At 69.9% G+C, this 19,240-nt stretch carries 22 protein-coding genes; 10 read left to right on the top strand and 12 right to left on the bottom strand.

Going from position 1 to position 19,240, the window contains the following annotated elements; all coding sequences use genetic code 11:
* Nucleotides 1-9: 9 nt before the first annotated feature.
* Nucleotides 10-2,121 carry a S9 family peptidase gene (locus tag ACFSDF_RS09860; RefSeq protein WP_377157331.1) on the top strand — a complete coding sequence of 704 codons (2,112 nt, stop codon included), beginning with the start codon at nt 10-12 and terminating at the stop codon, nt 2,119-2,121.
* 151 nt (nt 2,122-2,272) lie between these two features.
* Here the strand turns inward: ACFSDF_RS09860 and ACFSDF_RS09855 are convergent, their stop codons facing one another.
* Nucleotides 2,273-2,983: a (deoxy)nucleoside triphosphate pyrophosphohydrolase gene (locus ACFSDF_RS09855; protein WP_243845013.1), complete on the bottom strand. Its 711-nt coding sequence runs from the start codon at nt 2,981-2,983 to the stop codon at nt 2,273-2,275.
* A gap of 31 nt (nt 2,984-3,014) precedes the next feature.
* Between ACFSDF_RS09855 and ACFSDF_RS09850 the strand changes: the two genes are divergently transcribed.
* Together ACFSDF_RS09850 and ACFSDF_RS09845 are read left to right on the top strand one after the other, a co-directional pair.
* A complete protein-coding gene (locus ACFSDF_RS09850; RefSeq protein ID WP_167001908.1) occupies nt 3,015-3,332 on the top strand; it encodes a 4a-hydroxytetrahydrobiopterin dehydratase in 318 nt (105 codons plus the stop codon).
* A gap of 43 nt (nt 3,333-3,375) precedes the next feature.
* Nucleotides 3,376-4,617: a YibE/F family protein gene (locus ACFSDF_RS09845; protein WP_377157329.1), complete on the top strand. Its 1,242-nt coding sequence runs from the start codon at nt 3,376-3,378 to the stop codon at nt 4,615-4,617.
* A gap of 2 nt (nt 4,618-4,619) precedes the next feature.
* Here ACFSDF_RS09845 and nagA read toward each other — a convergent pair whose 3' ends face one another.
* Nucleotides 4,620-5,750, bottom strand: a complete 1,131-nt coding sequence (gene nagA, locus ACFSDF_RS09840) for an N-acetylglucosamine-6-phosphate deacetylase (protein ID WP_377157327.1) — start codon at nt 5,748-5,750, stop codon at nt 4,620-4,622.
* A 55-nt stretch (nt 5,751-5,805) separates the two neighbouring features.
* Between nagA and ACFSDF_RS09835 the strand changes: the two genes are divergently transcribed.
* Nucleotides 5,806-6,285, top strand: coding sequence for a hypothetical protein (locus ACFSDF_RS09835; RefSeq protein WP_167248843.1), 480 nt, complete (start codon nt 5,806-5,808; stop codon nt 6,283-6,285).
* 45 nt (nt 6,286-6,330) lie between these two features.
* Nucleotides 6,331-6,642, top strand: a complete 312-nt coding sequence (locus ACFSDF_RS09830; RefSeq protein WP_167248845.1) for an antibiotic biosynthesis monooxygenase family protein — start codon at nt 6,331-6,333, stop codon at nt 6,640-6,642.
* Nucleotides 6,643-6,727: 85 nt separating this feature from the next.
* Here the strand turns inward: ACFSDF_RS09830 and ACFSDF_RS09825 are convergent, their stop codons facing one another.
* The 3 genes from ACFSDF_RS09825 to ACFSDF_RS09815 form a co-directional block, all read right to left on the bottom strand.
* Entirely contained in the window at nt 6,728-8,293 is a 1,566-nt protein-coding gene (locus ACFSDF_RS09825) for a hypothetical protein (protein WP_377157325.1), read from the bottom strand.
* Nucleotides 8,275-9,114, bottom strand: coding sequence for an ABC transporter ATP-binding protein (locus ACFSDF_RS09820; RefSeq protein WP_167001896.1), 840 nt, complete (start codon nt 9,112-9,114; stop codon nt 8,275-8,277). Before ACFSDF_RS09820 ends, ACFSDF_RS09825 begins: the two co-directional genes overlap by 19 nt.
* Nucleotides 9,115-9,466: 352 nt before the next feature.
* Nucleotides 9,467-9,820, bottom strand: coding sequence for a hypothetical protein (locus tag ACFSDF_RS09815; RefSeq protein ID WP_377157323.1), 354 nt, complete (start codon nt 9,818-9,820; stop codon nt 9,467-9,469).
* 74 nt (nt 9,821-9,894) lie between these two features.
* Here ACFSDF_RS09815 and ACFSDF_RS09810 point away from each other — a divergent pair, with 74 nt between their 5' ends.
* From ACFSDF_RS09810 to ACFSDF_RS09800, 3 genes are all read left to right on the top strand, one after another.
* Entirely contained in the window at nt 9,895-10,569 is a 675-nt protein-coding gene (locus ACFSDF_RS09810) for a M23 family metallopeptidase (RefSeq protein ID WP_243842896.1), read from the top strand.
* Between the two features lie 29 nt (nt 10,570-10,598).
* Entirely contained in the window at nt 10,599-10,952 is a 354-nt protein-coding gene (locus tag ACFSDF_RS09805) for a ribonuclease E inhibitor RraB (protein ID WP_377157321.1), read from the top strand.
* Between the two features lie 88 nt (nt 10,953-11,040).
* Nucleotides 11,041-11,586, top strand: a complete 546-nt coding sequence (locus tag ACFSDF_RS09800) for a GNAT family N-acetyltransferase (protein WP_167001890.1) — start codon at nt 11,041-11,043, stop codon at nt 11,584-11,586.
* A gap of 19 nt (nt 11,587-11,605) precedes the next feature.
* Here the strand turns inward: ACFSDF_RS09800 and ACFSDF_RS09795 are convergent, their stop codons facing one another.
* From ACFSDF_RS09795 to ACFSDF_RS09780, 4 genes are all read right to left on the bottom strand, one after another.
* Nucleotides 11,606-12,019, bottom strand: coding sequence for a hypothetical protein (locus ACFSDF_RS09795; protein ID WP_377157319.1), 414 nt, complete (start codon nt 12,017-12,019; stop codon nt 11,606-11,608).
* A gap of 208 nt (nt 12,020-12,227) precedes the next feature.
* Nucleotides 12,228-12,977 (bottom strand): hypothetical protein, encoded by a 750-nt coding sequence (locus ACFSDF_RS09790; RefSeq protein ID WP_377157317.1) that lies wholly within the window; start codon nt 12,975-12,977, stop codon nt 12,228-12,230.
* A 96-nt stretch (nt 12,978-13,073) separates the two neighbouring features.
* Nucleotides 13,074-13,343, bottom strand: a complete 270-nt coding sequence (locus ACFSDF_RS09785; protein WP_167001880.1) for a hypothetical protein — start codon at nt 13,341-13,343, stop codon at nt 13,074-13,076.
* A 112-nt stretch (nt 13,344-13,455) separates the two neighbouring features.
* Nucleotides 13,456-14,322, bottom strand: coding sequence for a GyrI-like domain-containing protein (locus ACFSDF_RS09780; RefSeq protein ID WP_377157314.1), 867 nt, complete (start codon nt 14,320-14,322; stop codon nt 13,456-13,458).
* A gap of 663 nt (nt 14,323-14,985) precedes the next feature.
* Here ACFSDF_RS09780 and ACFSDF_RS09775 point away from each other — a divergent pair.
* A complete protein-coding gene (locus tag ACFSDF_RS09775) occupies nt 14,986-15,657 on the top strand; it encodes a helix-turn-helix transcriptional regulator (protein WP_377157312.1) in 672 nt (223 codons plus the stop codon).
* Nucleotides 15,543-16,547 carry a glycoside hydrolase 5 family protein gene (locus ACFSDF_RS09770; protein WP_377157310.1) on the top strand — a complete coding sequence of 335 codons (1,005 nt, stop codon included), beginning with the start codon at nt 15,543-15,545 and terminating at the stop codon, nt 16,545-16,547. The genes ACFSDF_RS09775 and ACFSDF_RS09770 overlap by 115 nt, the downstream gene beginning before the upstream one ends.
* On the opposite strand, the gene ychF is transcribed toward ACFSDF_RS09770, so the two are convergent.
* Genes ychF through ACFSDF_RS09755 form a run of 3 tightly spaced genes read right to left on the bottom strand, consistent with a single transcriptional unit; the run spans nt 16,537 to nt 19,238 of the window.
* A complete protein-coding gene (gene ychF, locus ACFSDF_RS09765; RefSeq protein ID WP_167001872.1) occupies nt 16,537-17,613 on the bottom strand; it encodes a redox-regulated ATPase YchF in 1,077 nt (358 codons plus the stop codon). The two genes, ACFSDF_RS09770 and ychF, sit on opposite strands and share 11 nt — an antisense overlap.
* A 6-nt stretch (nt 17,614-17,619) precedes the next feature.
* A complete protein-coding gene (locus ACFSDF_RS09760) occupies nt 17,620-18,237 on the bottom strand; it encodes a GNAT family N-acetyltransferase (RefSeq protein ID WP_377157308.1) in 618 nt (205 codons plus the stop codon).
* On the bottom strand, nt 18,234-19,238 hold the full coding sequence (locus ACFSDF_RS09755; RefSeq protein WP_377157306.1) for an ArsR/SmtB family transcription factor: 1,005 nt from the start codon (nt 19,236-19,238) through the stop codon (nt 18,234-18,236). The genes ACFSDF_RS09760 and ACFSDF_RS09755 overlap by 4 nt, the downstream gene beginning before the upstream one ends.
* Nucleotides 19,239-19,240: the final 2 nt, after the last annotated feature.

The raw sequence follows: 19,240 nt of genomic DNA, 5'->3' as shown, positions 1-19,240 counted from the left end.
CTCGGAGGCATGACGACCCCCTCCTCGGAGTCCGTGTCCTTCCCGCGTCTGCAGGCACGGTCGCTGCGTTTCACCCTCGGCGTCCCCCGCAACCTGACCGTGAGCCCGGACGGCTCCCGTGTGTTCTTCGTCCGCACGCCCGACGGCTCGACGCGGACGGGATCGCTGTGGTCGTACGACGCCGACAGCGGGCAGGAGACGTGCCTCGTCGACGCCTCGGCGCTGCTCGGTACCGGTGGCGAGGAGCTGTCTCCGGAGGAGCGGGCCCGGCGCGAGCGCAGCCGTGAGTCGGCGGCGGGCATCGTCGCGTACGCGATGGACGAGGCGTGCGAGGTCGCGACGTTCGCGCTGTCCGGCAGGGTCTGGGTGAGCCGTACGGGCTCCGCAGGGGCTCGCGCGCTCCCGACGGCCGGCTCCGCGATCGACCCTCGGGTGGACCCGACAGGACGCCGCATCGCCTACGCGACCGACGGCGCGCTGCGGGTGATCGGGGTGGACGGGACGCTCGACTACCCGATCGCCGAGCCTGACGGCGAGCACGTCGTGTGGGGGCTCGCCGAGTTCGTGGCGGCCGAGGAGATGGACCGTCACCGCGGCTTCTGGTGGGCGCCCGACGGCGAGTCGCTGCTGGTCGAGCGGTACGACGAGTCGCCGGTCACGACCTGGCACGTCGCCGATCCCGCCGACCCGTCGAAGGCGCCGGTCGAGCACCGCTACCCCGCCGCCGGCACCGACGACGCCCTCGTGACGCTGTGGCACGTGCGCCTGGACGGTTCACGCACCGAGGTCGCGTGGGACCGCGAGCGCTTCCCCTACCTCACCCGCGTGTCGTGGACCGCTCACGGCGACCCGCTGATCCAGGTCATGGCGCGCGACCAGAAGGACGCCGCCGTCCTCGCCGTCGAGCTCGAGACGGGCGAGACGACGCTGGTGCGCGGCCAGAGCGACGAGGTGTGGGTCGACGTGATGCCCGGCGTCCCCGCGTACGCGCCCGGAGGCCGCCTCGTCACGCTCGAGGACCACGGCGACACCAAGAGGCTCTTGGTCGACGGCGAGCCGGTGTCGCCTCCGGACCTGCAGCTTCGCGCCGTGGTGTCGCTCGGCGCCGAGGGCGCGATCGTGACGGCGTCCCAAGACCCGACGCAGGTCCACCTCTATGCGGTCGGCTACGACGGCGACACGGTCGCGCTGTCCGACGGGCCCGGCGTGTGGAGCGGCACCGAGCGCGGGGGCACCGCGGTGCGCATCCGCGCCGGCATGGAATCGCCGTTCCCGACGATCACCGTGATGCGCCGCGGCGAGACGGTCGGCAACCTCGCCTCCCACCCGCTGCACCCGGGCCTGCACCCGGAGGTGCGGTTCCTCGAGGCTGGCGACGACGCCATCCGTACGGCAGTGCTGTTCCCACGCGGTCACGAGCACGGCAACGTCGCGAGCCTGCCGATCATCATGAACCCGTACGGAGGCCCCCACGCGCAGCGCGTCCTGCACTCCGCCAAGCCCTACCTCGAGGCGCAGTGGATCGCCGACCAGGGCTTCTGCGTCGTCGTCGCCGACGGGCGCGGGACGCCGGGGCGTGGTCGGGCGTGGGACCGCGCGATCCGCGACGACTTCGCCGGTGTGACGCTGGACGACCAGATCGTCGCGCTCGACGCGGTAGCCGACAAGTACGGCACGGACGTCGACACGTCGCGCGTCGGGATCATGGGCTGGTCGTACGGCGGCTACCTGTCGGCCCTCGCGGTGCTGCGTCGCCCTGACGTCTTCCATGCGGCGGTGGCGGGCGCGCCGGTGACCGAGTGGCGCCTGTACGACACGTTCTACACGGAGCGCTACCTCGGGCATCCCGACGAGCAGCCCGAGGTCTACGACGCGAACTCGCTGCTGACCGGGATCGATCCCGACGTCGCGCTTCCGCCGCTGATGATCGTGCACGGCATGGTTGACGACAACGTCGTGGTCGCGCACACCCTGCGGCTGTCGTCGGCGCTGCTGGCCGCAGGCAAGGCGCACAGCGTGCTGCCGCTGACCGGGGTCACGCACATGACGCCGCAGGAGGTCGTCGCGGAGAACCTCGCGCAGCTGCAGGTCGACTTCCTGCGCCGCGCCCTCCACGCCTGACGCCCCGGGTCACCCTCTGCCGCCCGCGGGTCACTCTCTGCCGCCCGTGACTTTCCGTTGGCCCCACCGCAAAGTCGCTAGCCCACTGCACCGTTCCGGTGGGGCAGCGACTCTCCGTTGGGGCCAACGCAACGTGCGGGCACCTCGCGAGTCAGTCTTTCCGCTTCAGCCGCTTCGGCCCGGTCGGGAGCGGCGGAGGTGGTACGGGCGCGGGCGCGGCGTGGTCGATCATCCAGGCGAGCTCGACGTCCGCGACCAGCGCGGCCAGCGCATCGGCAGCGGCCGTGCCCTCGACCCGTACGAGCCAGGCGCGGTCCTCGCTGTCGTCCTCGCCGGCGAAGCCCTCGCGCCGTACGACAGCCTCGTACCCGTCGGCCCGCAGCGCGGCCACGACCTGGTCGGCGTCGTCGCCCTCGTCGAAGTGCGCCTCCGCGCCCTCGCTGTGCGTACGACGCAGGAGCGCGGCGACCTCGGGCAGGAACGGCCGGTCGGCGTCGAGCCACGGCACGTCGTCCAGCTCGTCCGGGCCGAGCCAGCGGAGCCGGTCGTGCTCGGTCGGCACCGGATCACCCGACACGACCTCGCCGACGTACACGCGGAGCACCATCCCCGCTGCCAGCGGGACCTCGCCGTCGAGACGCTGAACGACTGCGGCCTCGCACCGCAGCTCCTCGGCGACCTCACGGCGTACCGCCTTGGCCTCGCTCTCACCCGGCTCCACCTTGCCCCCGGGGAACTCCCATCCACCGGCAAGCGCAGGCGGTGACGTCCTCCGCGCCGCCAGCACTCGACCGCCGCGAAGCAGCGCCACGCCGACGACGACCGCCGGCACCGGCGCGGGTTCGGTGCTTCGGGGATCCACAACCGGCGAGATTAGCGCGTACGGTCAAGAGATGGACGCACCCGACGCCTCCGACAGCCTGATGAGCGACGCAGAGATCGCCGAGGCTCTCCTGGAGCGGCCTGCATGGGTCCGCGACGGCGACACGATCGTCCGCTCCGTCCGCGCACCCACCTACATCGACGGGATCGCACTGGTGGATGCGGTCGCCGCCATCGCCGAGGAAGCCGACCACCACCCCGACATCACCATCCGCTGGCGCGAGGTCACGTTCATCCTGACGACACATTCCGCCAGCGGGCTGACGGCCAGGGACTTCACTCTCGCCGGGGTGATCGACGTGATCGCCGACGCCGCCGGCGACACCTGACGGGCGGCCTCGTACCCGCCTGCGGACATGGGACGCTTGGCCCGTGACCCACGACCTCCACAGCCACTTCGGGACCGGCGAGGGCGAGGGGCGGCGCGGCCTGGCGACCGTGCTCGCCGGCGTCGTCGGAGCGCTGGCCCTCGTGCTCGGCGTCGCAGTCTGGGTCCTGTGGCCGGACGCGGACGACGTCGCCAAAGCACCCAACCCGTACGGGACGCAGGGCGTGTCGATCGTGTCCGGCACGGTCACCGACGTACGTGCCATCGACTGCGGCGGCGGAGCGGTCGGGCCCGACGGGCTGCCTGCCGTCGAGGGTGACTGCGGTGAGCTGCTCGTACGGACGGCGGGCGACGAGTCCGCGACCGTGACCGTCCAGCCGGCGGTGTTCCGTACGGGTATCGAGGTCGGCGACTCCGTCGAGCTCGTACGGGTCGAGCCCGAGGGCACCACCGAGCCGACGTTCGAGTTCCTCGACTTCGACCGCGGTATGCCGCTCGTCTGGCTCGGCCTCGCGTGCGCGGGCGTCATCGTCGCTGTCGCGCGGTGGCGAGGTCTGCTCGCGATCGTCGGAGTGGTCGCCACGATCGGCGCGATCGTGGTGTTCGTCCTGCCCGCGCTGCTCGCCGGCGAGAATCCGCTCATCGTCGCGGTCGTGGGGTCGAGCACGATCATGCTCGTCGTCCTCTACCTCGTCCACGGCGTCTCGATCCGCACCACCGCGGCACTGTTCGGGACGTTGATCGGCATCGCACTGACAGCAGTCCTGGGATGGTTCACGACCGACTGGACCCACCTGACGGGCATCTCGTCGGAGGACGACCAGATCCTCATGGCGGTCGCGGGGCAGATCAGCCTGTCGGGTGTCGTCACGGCGTCGATGGTGATCGCGGGGCTCGGTGTCCTCAACGACGTCACGGTGACGCAGGCCAGCGCGGTGTGGGAGCTGCGGGCCGCTCAGCCCGAGGCGAGCCGGCGCAGCACGTTCGTGTCGGCGATGCGGATCGGGCGCGACCACATCGCCTCCAGCGTCTACACGCTGGTCTTTGCGTACGCGGGCACGGCGATGACGGTGCTGCTGCTCGTCGCCGCGTACGACCGCTCGCTGATCGAGATCGCTGGGACCGAGCAGGTCGGTGCCGAGATCGCACGGACTCTCGTCGGACTCATCGGCCTCGTGCTCGCGGTGCCGGCGACGACGGCGATCGCCGCCGCGCTCGCTCCCGCTCCCTCCGAACCCGTCCCGGACGTCATCCCGGATGAGGGTCACGACCCTCGTCTCGTATGACGTCAGGGGGTCGGCGCGGAGAGCACCGCGGCGATCTCGTACGAGGCGTCGAGCGCGACGAGGTTCGCCGGACCGCCGACCGCGATCGTTCCTCCGGGCAGGCCGAGCGCGGTCGCCGGAGCGCACGATGCGGCGCTGGCGACGGCGACGGGATCGAGCCCCAGCACGCCCAGCGCGCGTCGTACCGCCGTGTCCATCGTCAGCGTGCTGCCCGCGATCGCGCCGGTGTCGACGAGTCGCGCGGTGCCGTCGGCAACCTCGACGATGAGCCCTCCGAGCTCGTACGCGCCGTCGCGCGCGTCGGCGGCAGCCATCGCGTCCGTGACAAGCACTCCGCGTGATCCGGCATCGAGGAGCAGCCGGCGCGCCCAGGCGTCGTGCAGGTGGACCCCGTCGAGGATGAGCTCGAGCGCGACCCCCGGAGCGTCGAGCGCGGCCACGATCGGGCCGGGGGCGCGATGGTGGATCGGGAGCATGGCGTTCGACGCGTGGGTCAGCACGGTCGCGCCGCGGGCGAACGCCTCGGCGGCCAGCGCGTAGTCGGCGTCGGTGTGCCCGACAGCCGCGGCGACCCCCGCGGCGGCGAGCTGCTCGATGGCCTCGAGCCCGCCGCGCAGCTCAGGAGCAAGCGTCACCATCCGGACGAGACCGCCGCCTGCCTCGATGAGTGTCGCCACCGCCTCCTCCGTCGGGAGGGTCAGCGCGTCCGGGTCGTGCGCGCCGCGGTGGTCCGGCGAGAGGAACGGGCCCTCGAGGTGGATGCCGCGGACGGGCCCGAGCTCGCCCGTACGGATCGCCGCGGCGAGCCCTCGTACCTGCTCGGCGAGGACGTCCACCGGCGCCGACACGAGGCTCGCGAGCATGGCCGTCGTCCCGTGCCGGGCGTGGGCGCGTGCCGCGGTCCGCGCGGCGTCCAGGCCACCGTCGAAGGACGCGCCGCCGCCTCCGTGGCAGTGGAGGTCGACGAAGCCGGGGAGGAGCAGCGGGTACGCCCCTGGCACCGGCGCGTCGCTGCGGCCGACCGCGGTCACGACGCCATCGCGATGCTCGACCCACCCGTGCTCGAGGACGCCGTCGGGAAGCACGAGGCGCTCGGCGTCGACGTGCTCAGGAAGGAGAGTCGGGTGGGCCACGGGATCAGCCTAGAGCGCCGACGGCGGCCGACCCGCCGTGTGCCACCCTCGGAGCATGACGAAGCCTCACACCTCGGACATCCCTGGAACCCTCCCGGGCGGCTCGACCGGGCGGTCTGTCGCACGTGTCGCCGGACCGTTGATCGCCTCCGTGGTCGTGCTGCTGTTCGCGCTCCCCATGGCCTGGATGCTGGCCTACTTCATGAACGACGAGGTCCAGACGGGCGATCATGTCGTCTTCCTGGGCGTCCCGATCGTGGAGCTGGCCGTCACCGGCCTCGTGGCGGGACTGGTGATCGGGCGATCCGCCGACCTCGGGTACGCCCGTGCACTCGGCGGCGCCCTCGCTCTGGTCTTCGTCCCGCTGCTCGTCGTGGCCGCCGGCTACGCCCTCCTGAGCCTCACCCCGCTGTTCGACGACGCGATCGGGAGCTCCGGGAGCAACGGCGTGTGGCTGGGAGTCGCCGCGGCGACGGCCGTGTCGGCGGTGCTGCTCTCCGTCCTCGGAGCTCGCCTTCTGCGGCCGAGGCCGTGACCTCCACTCGCCGCCGTCACGAACGACCGGCCTAGCATCGGACGTATGACCCTTATCAAGATCAACGCGATCACGGTCCCCGCCGAGTCCGGGGACGAGCTCGCCCACCGCTTCGCCGCCCGCGCGGGCGCCGTCGACGGGGTGGATGGCTTCGAAGGCTTCGAGCTGCTCAAGCCCACCGACGACCGCACGACATGGCTCGTCATCACGCGCTGGCGCGACGAGGCTGCGTTCGAGGCGTGGAAGACGTCGCCGGCCTTCGCTCATGGGCACCGTGGCGCGGGTGGCGGCGAGGGCAGCGAGAAGAAGCCCCCTGTCGCCGTCACGAGCGAGCTGTGGTCGTACGAGGTCGCCTGACGCAGATCCCGACAAAAGGACCCGACGTTCCACCCCCTGTTCGTGGAGGAACGTCGGGTCCTGGTGTCGTGACGTACGTCGGGGATCAGGCCCAGGCGGCGATCTGCTGCAGAATCTCGGGCCCGCGGCGGTCCACGATCTCCCCGCCCTTGCGGACACCGATGATCAGCAGCGCGATGCCCGAGCCGAGACCTAGCACCACCGTGAGCGCGGTCGCCCACATCCCACCTGTCGCGAGGGCGATCGTGAACGCGACGAGGGTCGGGGCGGACAGCAGGCCGACGGCGAGCATCCCGATCGTCTGGGCGACGAGGATCGCCGTCGTCGATCCCTGCGGCTGCGCGAACATGCCCTCGCCCGGCTTCTGGACCGCGTAGAGGAAGCGTGCCGACAGCACCGACGACGCTCCGAGCGCCACCATCAGCACGCCGAACGAAGCCCCGAGCACGGCAAGCAACCGGTCCCATTCACCCGAGGCCCAGGCTCCGCCGACCGCGAGGAGCAGGACCGTGGGCACGGCCAGGATCGACGCAGCGGTCACGCGTCCCCAGCGATCGGCGACACCGCGCACGCCGGTCGTCACGTGGAGCCAGAAGGCCGTGTTGTCGTACGACAAGTCGGCCGAGATCACGAAGCCCAGCACGTACGCGACGATCGGCGCCATCAGCAGCAGGCTGGTGTTGCCCTCGAGTCCGCCGAACACGATGAACGGGATCGGGATGAACGGCAAGAACGCCACCGAGCCGGCGTAGCGCGGGTCACGCTGCCAGTACGTGAGGCATCGCGCGGCGATCGCACCCGAACGCGTCGCGGGCAGGCGGTCGAACCAGCCGTAGCCCTGGCCGCGCGCGACCGGGCCCCGCGACGGCGGGCGTACGAGGGTCCGCGTGAGTGCGGCATCCCACGCCACGAGCAGCAGCGCGACGGATGCGACCGAGACGAGGAGGCGAGCTCCGGCGAACAGCCACTGGCCCTCTGCGACATCGCCGCCGAGCGACCACGGAGCCCCGAACGGGGTCCACGACAGCACGTCGGCGACCTGCGGCAACCACTCGTCGGGATCCCCCATGGTGCCGATCAGGCGGCTGGCCATCGGCGCGAGCATGATCAGCGGCACGATGACGACGACGGCCGCGACCTCGCGAAAGCGGCGCCACTCCATCAGCGGAGCGATCAGCGCCGCCAAGGCGCGCGAACCGACCGCGCACATCGCGACCCCGAGCGCGGCGCCGACGACCGCGGCGATCAACGCGATCGGCTCGTGCCACCATGCGAGCGACGTCGACAGCGCCGCCAGAACGGTCGCGGCTCCCGGGACACCGACCATCCCCGCAACCGCGAGGCCGGTCACCAGGTCGCGGCGCGGGATCGCGAACTGCTGGAAGCGCCGCGGGTCGAGCGTCGCGTCGAGCCCGAAGCTCAGCAGCGGCAGCACCCACCACCCGACGACCACGACCGCACCCCCGACCACCAGAACGTCGCGCGCCAGGTCGATGTCGACGAATGAGAGACCGATAGACGCCGCGAGGACGACACCGACGACGAAGAGGGCGTACAACGAAGCCAGGACGAATCCGACCGTCTGCCACACCGAGCGCCGGAACCCGTTGAGGACCAGCGTCAGCTTCATCCTCAGGATGACTGCAACCACGACAACCCTCCCGTGGACTGCGGCCCGCCGACGAGCTGCACGAACCTGTCCTCGAGCGACTCTCCGGCGCGCACCTCGTCGACCGTCCCGGAGGCGAGGAGAAGGCCGCGCGCGATCACCGCGACGTGGGAGCACATCCGCTGGACGAGGTCCATCACGTGCGAGGACACGACGACCGTGCCGCCGGTCTGCACGAACCCGGTCAGGAGCTCGCGGATGCCCGCGGCCGAGATCGGATCGACCGATTCGAACGGCTCGTCGAGGACGATCACGCGGGGGGCGTGGACGAGCGCGGACGCGAGCGCGACCTTCTTGGTCATGCCTGCCGAGTAGTCGACGACCAGGGTGTCGGCAGCCTCGGTGAGACCGAGCGCGCCGAGCAGGTCGGCCGTACGGGAACGCACGGTGGCGCGGTCGAGCCCGCGGAGCTCGCCGGCGTACGCGATGAGCTGAGCACCGGTCAGCCGGTCGAACAGACGCAGCCCGTCGGGAAGCACCCCCAGAAGACGCTTGGCCTCGTACGGGCTGCGCCAGACGTCGACGCCATGGATCGAGACGTGACCGAGGTCAGGTCGCAGCAGGCCCGTCGCCATCGAGAGGGTCGTCGTCTTGCCCGCACCGTTGGGGCCCACGATGCCGTAGAACGAGCCGGCAGGGATGTCGAGGCTCACGCCGCCGACCGCGAGCTTCTCACCGAAGGACTTGCACAGGTTGCGGATCGAGACGGCGGCGGTGGGGTCGGGCGGCACCGCCCCGGCCGGTGAGATCGGGCGTGCGGGGACGGGCCCAGGTTCGGCACGGTGGATGTCCGGGGTGGACAAGGAATCAGCTCCTCGTGAGGGGACGGGGTGCCCAGGTTAAGCGGCGCTGGTGTCATACCAGTCAGGGCGGTGCAACGGGCCAAAAACGGTCGCCGGCCACTCCGGATCCGCGAATCGCCTGCGAGGCGGTGTTGGAGTTCGCGATGATCCGCACGTACCTCGCAGCCGCCGAATGCTTGTCATCGCCCTCGCCTCCCTGGTCGTCCTCACGGTCGTCGGTACGGCCGGATGGGGTCTCGGCCTCCGCGGTCCGCCGGCCGCGTCACCGTGATCTCGGGCATACCGCCGATCTGCGACGACCCGGAGTCGCACGCGGCGAAGCCCGTCCGCAGGAACGGGTGGACTCACGGCTTCACTGCCGCGTCGCCGTCGTCGTACGGAACGATTCCCCCGCGCCGATCACCGTGGAGTCGATCCGGTGGCCGACCGCGAACGGTGTGCGGGCGACGTCGCGCGCCCCGTTGAACTGGGTGCTGTCGACGAACACCGACGACGGCAGCGCGATCCTGGTCTCCGGCACCGGTGGGGAAGAGCTTCCGCGCGGCGGGTCGACGACCAGTTGGACGTGGATGGTGTCCGACCCGAGCGGCTGCCTCTGGCAGAACATGACCCTCGGCTTCGGTGACTCGCCGGAGGTTGTCGTGTCGGTGCTGGGCCGCCCGCGCACCATGAACGCGTCCGGCCCCACCCTCGCGTTCCGGGGCACGGCAGAGTCCGCACGTGGGTGCGACGACGGCGAAGACGGGACCGGCGATCTCACGTGTCAGTAGCCTCGGTCGTGTGACGACCGTCGTGCTCGACCTGCCGTTCACCGGCCGCTGGCTCGTCCAGAACAGCCCCGCCCACCGTGTCCCGAGCCACGGCACGCTGCTGATGGGCAGCGCGTACGCGATCGATTTCGTCGGCGTCGACGACAGGGGCCGCACTGCACCCACCAGGGACTGGCGCACAATCCTCGCGACGGAGCCGCCGGAGCGGTTCTTCGCGTACGGCCGCCCGATCCTCGCGCCGTGCGACGGGACGGTCGTCGCGGTGCACGACGGCGAGATCGACCATGAGGCACGGCGCTCGCAGCTCGCGCTCGTCCGGTACGCGCTGGGGCAGGCGCGGCGGGTCCGCGAGGGGATCCGCGCGATCGCGGGGAATCACCTGACGATCGCATCCGAGGGCGCTTTCGTCACGCTCGTCCACCTCCGGCGCGGCTCGCTGCGGGTCGGGGTCGGCGACACGGTCCGTACGGGCGAGCAGCTCGGTGAGTGCGGCAACTCCGGCAACTCGACCCAGCCGCACGTGCACGTCCAGGTGACCGACAGCGCGGACGTCGAGGCGGCACACGGCCTCCCGGTGGCGTTTCGCGACTACCGCGAGTGGCCCCGCGGTCGCTCCGGATCGGTCGCCCACGCCGAAGGCGTTCCGAACGAGCGTGCCGTGGTCGAGCCCTCGCTCAGGGCGTAGCCGGCCGACTCCCATGGGAGACTCCACCCATGGCGCTGTTCAGGAGGAGACCGACGCTCCCGTCGACGGGCAACGACTTCGACGACGCCCTGCTCGCCGAACTCTCCAAGCGCAGCGACCTCGCGCACCCGCGTCACTGGTTGCACTACGTCTATGCCGCCGACGAGTCGGGCGCTCGTACGGTCGCCGACGCCTCCCGCGACGCCGGCTGGCACGTGCAGGACGTCGACACCGCCGCCGACGGCAACGGATGGGTGATCGTCGCCGAGCGAGACGAGGCGGTGGTCTCGCCCGACGCGGTCCGTGAGGCGCGCGCGTTCTTCGAGAGCCTCGCCGCCTCGGTCACCGACGGCGAGTACGACGGGTGGGAGGCCAGCGCCTAGCTCGGATCGGCCTCGTCCACGCCTTCTCGCGTCCGGTCGTGAGACGATTCCCGCCCGGTGCGCGCCGGTCCTGACCTGGAGGGTGACGATGCACGCGACATCGCTGGGCGACGGTGCGGAGCTGGGCCCTCTCGAACCATGGCGGGCAGAGGAGCTCCTCGACCACATGGACCGAGGACGTGAGTTCATCGGGCAGCATGTCGCGCTCCCCGACGCCGTCACCGACCTGGAGTCGAGCCGCGCCTTCCTCGAGCGGTACGCCGAGAAGGCTGCCACCGACACCGGCCGGATCTTCGGGATCTGGGTGGCGGGAACGCTGGTGGGAGGAGTCCTCTTCCGGACGATGGACGTCCCGCAGGGCACGGCCGAGGCGGGCTGCTGGCTGGAGCCGTCGGCCGTGGGCAATGGCCTCGTCAGCCGGTCCGTCCGCGTGATCATCGACTGGGCTGTCGAGGAGCGGGGCATCCACCGCGTGGAGTGGCGGGTCAGTCCGGCGAACGCGGCCAGCATCGCCGTGGCGCGACGCCTCGGGATGACGAAGGAGGGCGTGCTGCGCGAGAGCTATCTGTACCGAGGGGAACGGCGCGACATGGAGGTCTGGTCGATCCTCGCGCCACAGTGGCGGCGGTCCTGACCACCACTGCGGCGCCTCGTCAGCGCACCGCGGCGGCGCTCAAGCGTCGGCGCAGACCGAGCAGCAGTCCGCCTGCCAGCACGAACAGCAGCCCCAACGCGGCCGGGGCCAGCGCAGTGCCACCTGCGTTCGGCAGCGGCGGCGTGCTCGACGGCGGTTCGAAGCCGACCGGTGTGTCCGGGCTGTCCGGCACGTCCGGCACACGTGTCTGCGGGTTGGCGCAGGTCGACGACTCCGACGGGTACGCGACCGTCGTCGAGTACGTCGGGTTGACGTCGAAGCGCACCGTGACCCCGCGCCGGGTCCACGCGAAGTTGCCGTCAGTCTCGACGTACGTGCCGTCCGGCAGCAGCTCCCAGCCCGGCCACTGCAGCGGCTCTGTCGCCGACGCCCCCGGCCACAGGAGCCGACCGCTCAGCGGCTGGCCCGTCACACGTAGTCTTCACCGTCCGGGTTGACGCCCCGACCTCGCCGAAGCCCGCCGGGAGCGTCACCGCGTACGAGAGGTAGGGCGCGGCGCTCACGCACTGCGACACGATGTCGCCAGGGACCAGGTCGCAGTCGTCCGCATCCTCGGTCTCCGTCCACCGTGTCACCGCGCCCGGCGGCAAGGCCCAACCGTCGTCGACGAGCGTGACCGTCTACACTCCTCCCAGACCGGTGACGACCTCGTAGTGATAGTGCTCGCCGTCCGGCGGCGCGTCGACGAGGCACGGCTCTTCGGAGTCGGTCTCGGTCCACTCCGTGACGGTGCCCTCCGGGAACGAGTAGCCCTCGTTCGGCGTCACCCGCACGGTGATCGACCCGTCCTCGTTGACCGTCTCGGAGTACGTGTACGCCTCGGCGTCGGTGAACTCCCAGGAGCCGTTGCCGGGGCCGCAGTCGTCGACCCAGGTCGGCGCCGGCGGCGTCACCTTCTCGACGCAGTCCGGGACGGTGAGCGTGATCGTGTAGTCGGCGTACCCGTAAGCGGCGTTCGCCACCCAGCCGTCCGGCAGGTCGTCGGCGAACACCGGCTCCGGGTCGGCAGTGGTCGACAGCAGGTCGGTGTCAGCCGGAAGCGTGATCGACGGCGGCGAGTACTGCCCTGGCCCCGTGCAGACCGCCTGCTGGACGGTCGGATTCACAGGAGTGACCTCCTGGTCGCACAGGTACGGGTCCTCGAGCGTGACGATCCGCGACGGCGCGGGGTCGAGCGACGCGTCCTCTCCCGCCGAGACGCCGCTTGCCTTCAGCTCGCGGAGCCGGTCCTCGTCGGCCTGCTTCTCGATGTCGTACGAGACGACCCGGTAGAGGGTCGGCGTGCAGGTCGAGGGGGCTCGGACGCCCCCGCGTAGACCTGACCTGAGCCGCCGAGCGCGGACTCGTCGACGCGCGTCATCTTCCACCACGCCTCGACCTTGTACGGCGCGAAGTCGGCGCGCGCCGGCGCTTCGGCGTGGGCTTGGGCGTCTCGCCCTCGACCTCCGGCTTGGCCTCGTTCTTCGTCACCGGCTTGGCCTGGTCTTTGTCTCAGGCTTGGCCTCGTCGTCCTTCGATGGCTCCGGCGACGGCTCAGGGGACGCGACGTCGTCGCCTCCGGACTCGTCGGGTGCCTCCGGCTCCTCGGCAGGCTCCTCAGCCTTCGGAGGGTCGGACGGCTCCGCCTGCTGCGCCGCAGCCTGTCCGTCGGTCTCCCTGTCTGCTGCTGCGGCCACGTTGACCTGAAGGCCGACTGCCAACACCCCTGACACACCGAGAACCAGAAGCTTCCTCATCCCAGACTCCCCCGTTTGCACACAAAGTTTCCTGAGCGCATGCAGACGAGTGGGCGTTATGTCCGGGTTTTGTCGCACCCGTCAGGCGGCAGGCCAGATCACGTGGACGCCCTCAGCGCGCGCGCTCGACGGGCAGCCAGAGCTCGCATGCGGCGTGGGTGCCCGTGAACTCGAGGTAGCGCAGGATCGAGGGACCGGGACGCAGTCGCCACGGGTTCGAGGGGAACCAGTCCGTCGCCGTCGCCGCCCACAGCTGCTGCAACGTCTCTGGGAACGGACCCTGCGAAGAGAAGACGGCCCACGTCCCCGCCTCGAGCGCGATCACGTCCAGATCCTCTGGCACCGACGTCGCGTCTGTGACCGCCACTCCGTGCAGGTACGTGAGGGGTGATCCTTCGGGTGCATCAGGATCGATGCCTTCGGTGACGGCCAAGATGCCTGCCGGCTCGCTGTTGGAGAGCGCCTTGAGTCGCGCGTGCTCCTCCGGGGCGAGACCCGCGATGTGCTCCTGGATGTGCGGGTTGACACCCTGGTGGAGGAGCGGGACCTGCGCCGCGTGTCCGGCGAGCGCGAAGGCAGGGCGAGTGGTGATGGTGACGTCCATGGGGACGCTCCCTTCTACGCTCAGACGGAATCTGAGCATGGGCTGGGTGCTGAGCGGACCACCACGTTCACGCGCGTCCGCGGGACTGATCCCGTGCACCGCGCGAAAGGCACGCCCAAACGCCTCGGCCGAGCCATAGCCGTACGCCACGGCGACGTCCAGCAGGCTGGGCGCACCGGAGACGAGGTCAGCCGCCGCACGCGTCATCCGCCGGCGGCGCGCGTACTCCGATAGGGGTATCTGCGCCAGCGCCGAGAACATTCGCCGAAGGTGATACTCCGTGGTGGCGTGCTCGCGGGCGAATGCCTCGACGTCGAGGGGCTCGCCCATATCGACCTCGACCAGGTCGATCAGGGAGTTGAGAGTGCCGATCATGTGGTCCTCCTTTCGACCACGATCCTCGCCCTGAGGGTCGGCATCCCACCCGACTTTCGCTGCCGCATCCGGTCAGACATTGAAACGGAACTTTGGACCGTTGACGGCAAACGATGGTGTGGCGCGGACTTCTTGCGGACCATCACGTGCGGACCAGCTGCCCGGGTCGCTGAGGTGGGCGCGAACGATGATCGACACAGGCCACAAACCACTCTCGAATCACTCCGCTCCGGCCCCGGCCCGGAGCGGATGGCAACAGGTCCGCAACAAGACATGGGCCTCGCCGCGACCGTGATGGCAGTGAACGGGCGCGCGACATCCCTCCACCCGACCATCCTGCACGATGAGATGACAGTGATGAGCCGCGCAGCCTGGATGGCAGGCGTGGTCATGATGGTCTCGAGGCGGACCATGTCGTGACGGCTCAGGGCGCACAAGTTCTCGGCTCCTGAATTGGGATCCTCGCGCGGTCGGCATTGACCACGCATCCGCTGACGTCGCTGGCCACGCGGGCCAGGTCGCCCGCGGAGCTCCTTCGGGTACGGCTTCGTCACGGCGGAAACCCCTCCAGCCCAACTCACTGGTTAGGCCGCTCGGCTGTCACCTCTCCGTGCAACAGCCCCCGTTTGCCGGCAATAGATGTATACGTCTATCGTTCCTCGTGTGCCGACGAACGCCCTCCACAGCAAGTTGTCGCTACCCGCCCTGGGGCTCCTCCTCGAGCAGGCGGACCACCCGTATGGGCTTACTTCGCGCCTCAACGACCGTTACCGACATCTCCACGCCTCCCGAAGCAGCATCACCACTCTCGCCAAGTCGCTGGCCGACGCTGACCTCGTCACGCCACGCTCGCCTGAACGTGTGGGAAACCGGCCGCCGCGGACGATCTATGACCTCACCGAGGCTGGCTTCACACACATGCGGTACCGAGTCGAGGAAACCATCCGCACCGCGCCCGCCATGGATGCCGACTTTGTCACCGCGCTCGCCTACATCGGCCTCCTCGGCAAGGAGCGAGCTGAGGACGCCCTCGATGAGAGAACCCGTCGGATCCGGCAGGAGATCGCCGATCTCAGTGACAGCCCCACCGATCTCGCCGAGATCAAAATGATCGAGGTCGAATACTGGCTGCGCATGCTCGCCTCGGAAGCGAGCTGGCTTGAACAGCTCCGCGACCGAATTGAATCTGGAGAAATCGAATGGATTGGAGACAAGCCCTCATGCAGTACGGCATCTATGTCGCCGGCCGCGCGGGCACAACCAGCGCAAAGCCGGATCGCCCCGAAAGAATCGCCTCGGCCGTCGACGACCTCACAGGCGGATCCCCGCACGTGATCCGCGAGTACATCCACTTCCTAGGTGCCGATCCAGACCCAGAAATCGTCCGTTCACTCGGTGCCGGAGATGAACTCGCTGGCCTCACCATGCCTGACCAGTGGTATCTCCAGAGCCGACGTGAGCTGGATCTTGTGGTCAGCTATCTCCCCTCGACTGAGGACATATCCGGATGGCTCGCGTTTCTCGATGCCGTTCTGCAGCGTTACGGACACATTGTCCGGTACCTCCAAGTGACCTTGGAACCGAACTTCCCCATCCCATTGATCGACGGGAGCTCGCCGGGAGTCATGGAAGCCCTCGTACAAGGACTCCCCCACGCAAAGCGGGCGGCACCCGCACACGTACAGGTCGGTTTCTCGGTCGCTGAGCCGGCCGATTGGCTGGGCGGCGACGACGAGTTCTGGCAGATGCTTGCGAACCTGCCTGCAGAACAGTTCGCCGACTACGTCGACTACGTCGGCCTCGGTCTCTACCCTGATGCCTTCTCGCCCATCCCGCCAGAAGCCGTTCCAGCTCTCACTGAGAATGCGGTACGACACCTTCGCCTGCACAGCCTCGCAGCAGCGAAGATTCCCCACCGGAAACCCATCCACATCGCGGAGTTCGGCTCACCGAGCGGAAACGGCCGAACTGCAGCTGCGCAAGCCCGGTCGATCACTCACATGGTGGCGACGCTCGAGCACGTGGCAGAAGAACTCAACATCACGGTGTGCGAGTATTTTGGGCTCCGCGACGCGGACACGTCAGGCGGTCAAGCGGTCGGCACCCTTGGCCTGCTCGATGACGACTACATCCCCAAGGGTTCGTTCGACATCTATCGAGGCATTGTCAGAGCCGGAGCTACAGGCAGGGACCAGACGTTGGACCGGAACTCGCCTACACATTGAAACGAAACTCCACCACGTCGCCGTCGGCCATCACGTAGTCCTTGCCCTCCATACGGACCTTGCCCGCCGACTTCGCCGCACTCATCGAGCCGGCGGCGACGAGATCGTCGTACGACACGATCTCGGCCTTGATGAATCCGCGCTGGAAGTCGGTGTGGATGACGCCGGCCGCCTCGGGGGCGGTGGCACCCTTCTTGATGGTCCAGGCGCGAGCCTCCTTGGGCCCGGCGGTGAGGTACGTCTGCAGGCCGAGCGTCTCGAACCCGACCCGCGCAAGCACGTCGAGCCCGGGCTCGTCGATGCCCATCTCGGCGAGCATCTCGCGGGCCTCGTCGTCGTCACCGAGCTCGACCAGCTCGGCCTCGAACTTCGCGTCGAGGAAGACGGCCTCGGCGGGAGCGACGATGTCGCGCATCCGCTGCTTGAGCTCCTCGTCGGCGAGCTCGTCAGAATCGCAGTTGAAGACGAACAGCTGCGGCTTGGCCGAGAGCAGGTGCAGGTCGCGCAGCGGCGCCGGGTCGAGCCCCGCGGCGAACACGCCCGTGCCCGCCTCGAGATGGGTACGGGCCTCCCTGACGGCCTCCACGACCGGCACGAGCTCCTTGTCCTTCTTCGCGTCCTTCTCCATACGCGGGAGGGCGTTCTCGAGGGTCTGGAGGTCGGCGAGGATCAGCTCGGTGCGGATCGTCTCGATGTCGTCGCTCGGCGAGACCTTGCCGTCGACGTGAGTGACGTCGGGGTCACGGAACACACGCGTCACCTGGCAGATGGCGTCGGACTCGCGGATGTGGCTGAGGAACTTGTTGCCGAGACCCTCACCCTCCGACGCACCGCGGACAATGCCGGCGATGTCGACGAACTGCACGGTCGCGGGGATGATCTTCTCCGAGCCGAAGATCTTCGCCAGCTCGTCGAGCCGCGGGTCGGGAACACCGACCACGCCGACGTTGGGCTCGATCGTCGCGAACGGGTAGTTCGCCGCGAGGACGTCGTTCTTGGTCAGAGCGTTGAAGAGGGTCGACTTGCCCGCGTTGGGGAGTCCGACGATGCCGATGCTGAGTGCCACGAGGAACTAGCGTACGGGGCGCTCCCGACGGGCTCCCGTCCAGTGGTCGCGGGTCGTCTGGAAGAGCTGGCTGTCACCGTCGTACCAGGGGTCGTCACGCACGCCGAGATCCTCGAGGCCGAGCCGCCTCGCGATCGCGGCCGACCCTTTGTTGTCCGGGAACATGCCGCACCACACCAGATCGAGCAGTGGCCGGTCCGGTGCGGTGCCGTCGAGGTGCGCGTACGCCGCGTCGATCAATCCGCGAGCACCCTCCGTGGCGTAGCCGCGACCGGTCGAGTCCGGATGGAGATGCCAGCCGACCTGCAGGTCGAGCGGCTCACTGCGGGGACACGGCGCGATCATCACCGTGCCCGCGACGACGCCGCTCTCGCGCACCTCGGCCGCGAGACCGACGCAGCGCGGGTCGGCCTCATGCAGGCGGTTGAGGTCGTCGATCCATGCTGCGGCCTCCACGAGTGAGGCCATCGGCGTGTACGGGGGGTCGCCGAGCCATCGGATCACGTCGAGCCTGCGGTGGATGTCGAGCACCCGCGGCGCGTCGCGGTGGCCATACGGGCGCAGCACGAGTCGCTCGGTCTGGATCGGGAGCGGCAGTGAGCTGGGCCTCGGCAGTTCGGTCATCCCTCGTTCGTACCACTCGGGACCGACATCCGTCCTCCCCCAGCGACGAGCGCATCCCCGAGCTCCGAGCGCAGGTAGAGCACCGACCTCCCGTGCCGCGCGCTCGTGAGCAGCCCGGCGCCGCGCATTGCCCGCAGGTGCTGGTTGACCGCAGGCGTGGTCACCCCGAGCCGCCCGGCCAGCTCCGTCGACGAGGCCGGCGACGCGAGCGCCGTGAGGAGGCCCGCGCGTGTCGCCCCGAGCAGGTCGGCGAGCACCTTTGACGAACGCCGCGCCTCCGCCTGCCAAAGTGTCCCCGCACCACGCACCCCGTACATGATCATCGGCGGCTCGTCCTTCCCGATCGGCACACTCGCGCCGCGGGTGAAAAGGCTCGGGACGAGGGTCAGTCCCTCACCACCCGTCGGGCGCCGGGTGCGCAGGGGCGAGTTCAGCCGCACCCGTACGACGTCGCCGTCGAGGGAGACGCGGTCGCTGATCCCTCCGAGCATCGCGCCGACGCCCTCCGTGGCCGCGACACGACCACGGTGCACGATGTCGGCCTGCAGGACGCCACGCATCCGTGGCCACCACGGGGCGAAGCAGGAGTCCCAGTACGCCTGCAGCGCACGCAGCATGCGGCGGCGGGCCGCCTCGAGGGACCCCCGCAACGGGGACGGAAGGCCCTCCGGATGGACCGCGCGGAGGTCGGCGCCCAGGCGCCCTTCCTCGACTCGCGCCAGCGCCTGCAGCTCGGTGTCGATGCGGGTCAGTGGACTGTCCGGCCGCGGGCTGAGAAAGTCCGGCGTCGACAAGGAGGCGTTGCTGAGCGCGCGAAGCATCGTCGTGTCGAGCCGGTCACGGGCGTCCTGCGTCTCGCGAAGCCACGGAAGGTGGACAGGGAAGCGGCCCGGTTCCCGGAACGTCCGCAGCGACAGGGCCAGCTCATTGATCGGCGAGATCGCGAAGCGGACATCGCCCAGATCCCTGCCGTTCAGCTCGTACTCGAGGAGGCCGACCATGA

Origin of the sequence: Mumia zhuanghuii, from assembly GCF_042681565.1 — a bacterium.
Taxonomy (GTDB): Bacteria; Actinomycetota; Actinomycetes; order Propionibacteriales; family Nocardioidaceae; genus Mumia.
The sequence above is the reverse complement of the archived record's forward strand: the minus strand, read 5'-3'. Positions and strand labels throughout refer to the sequence as shown.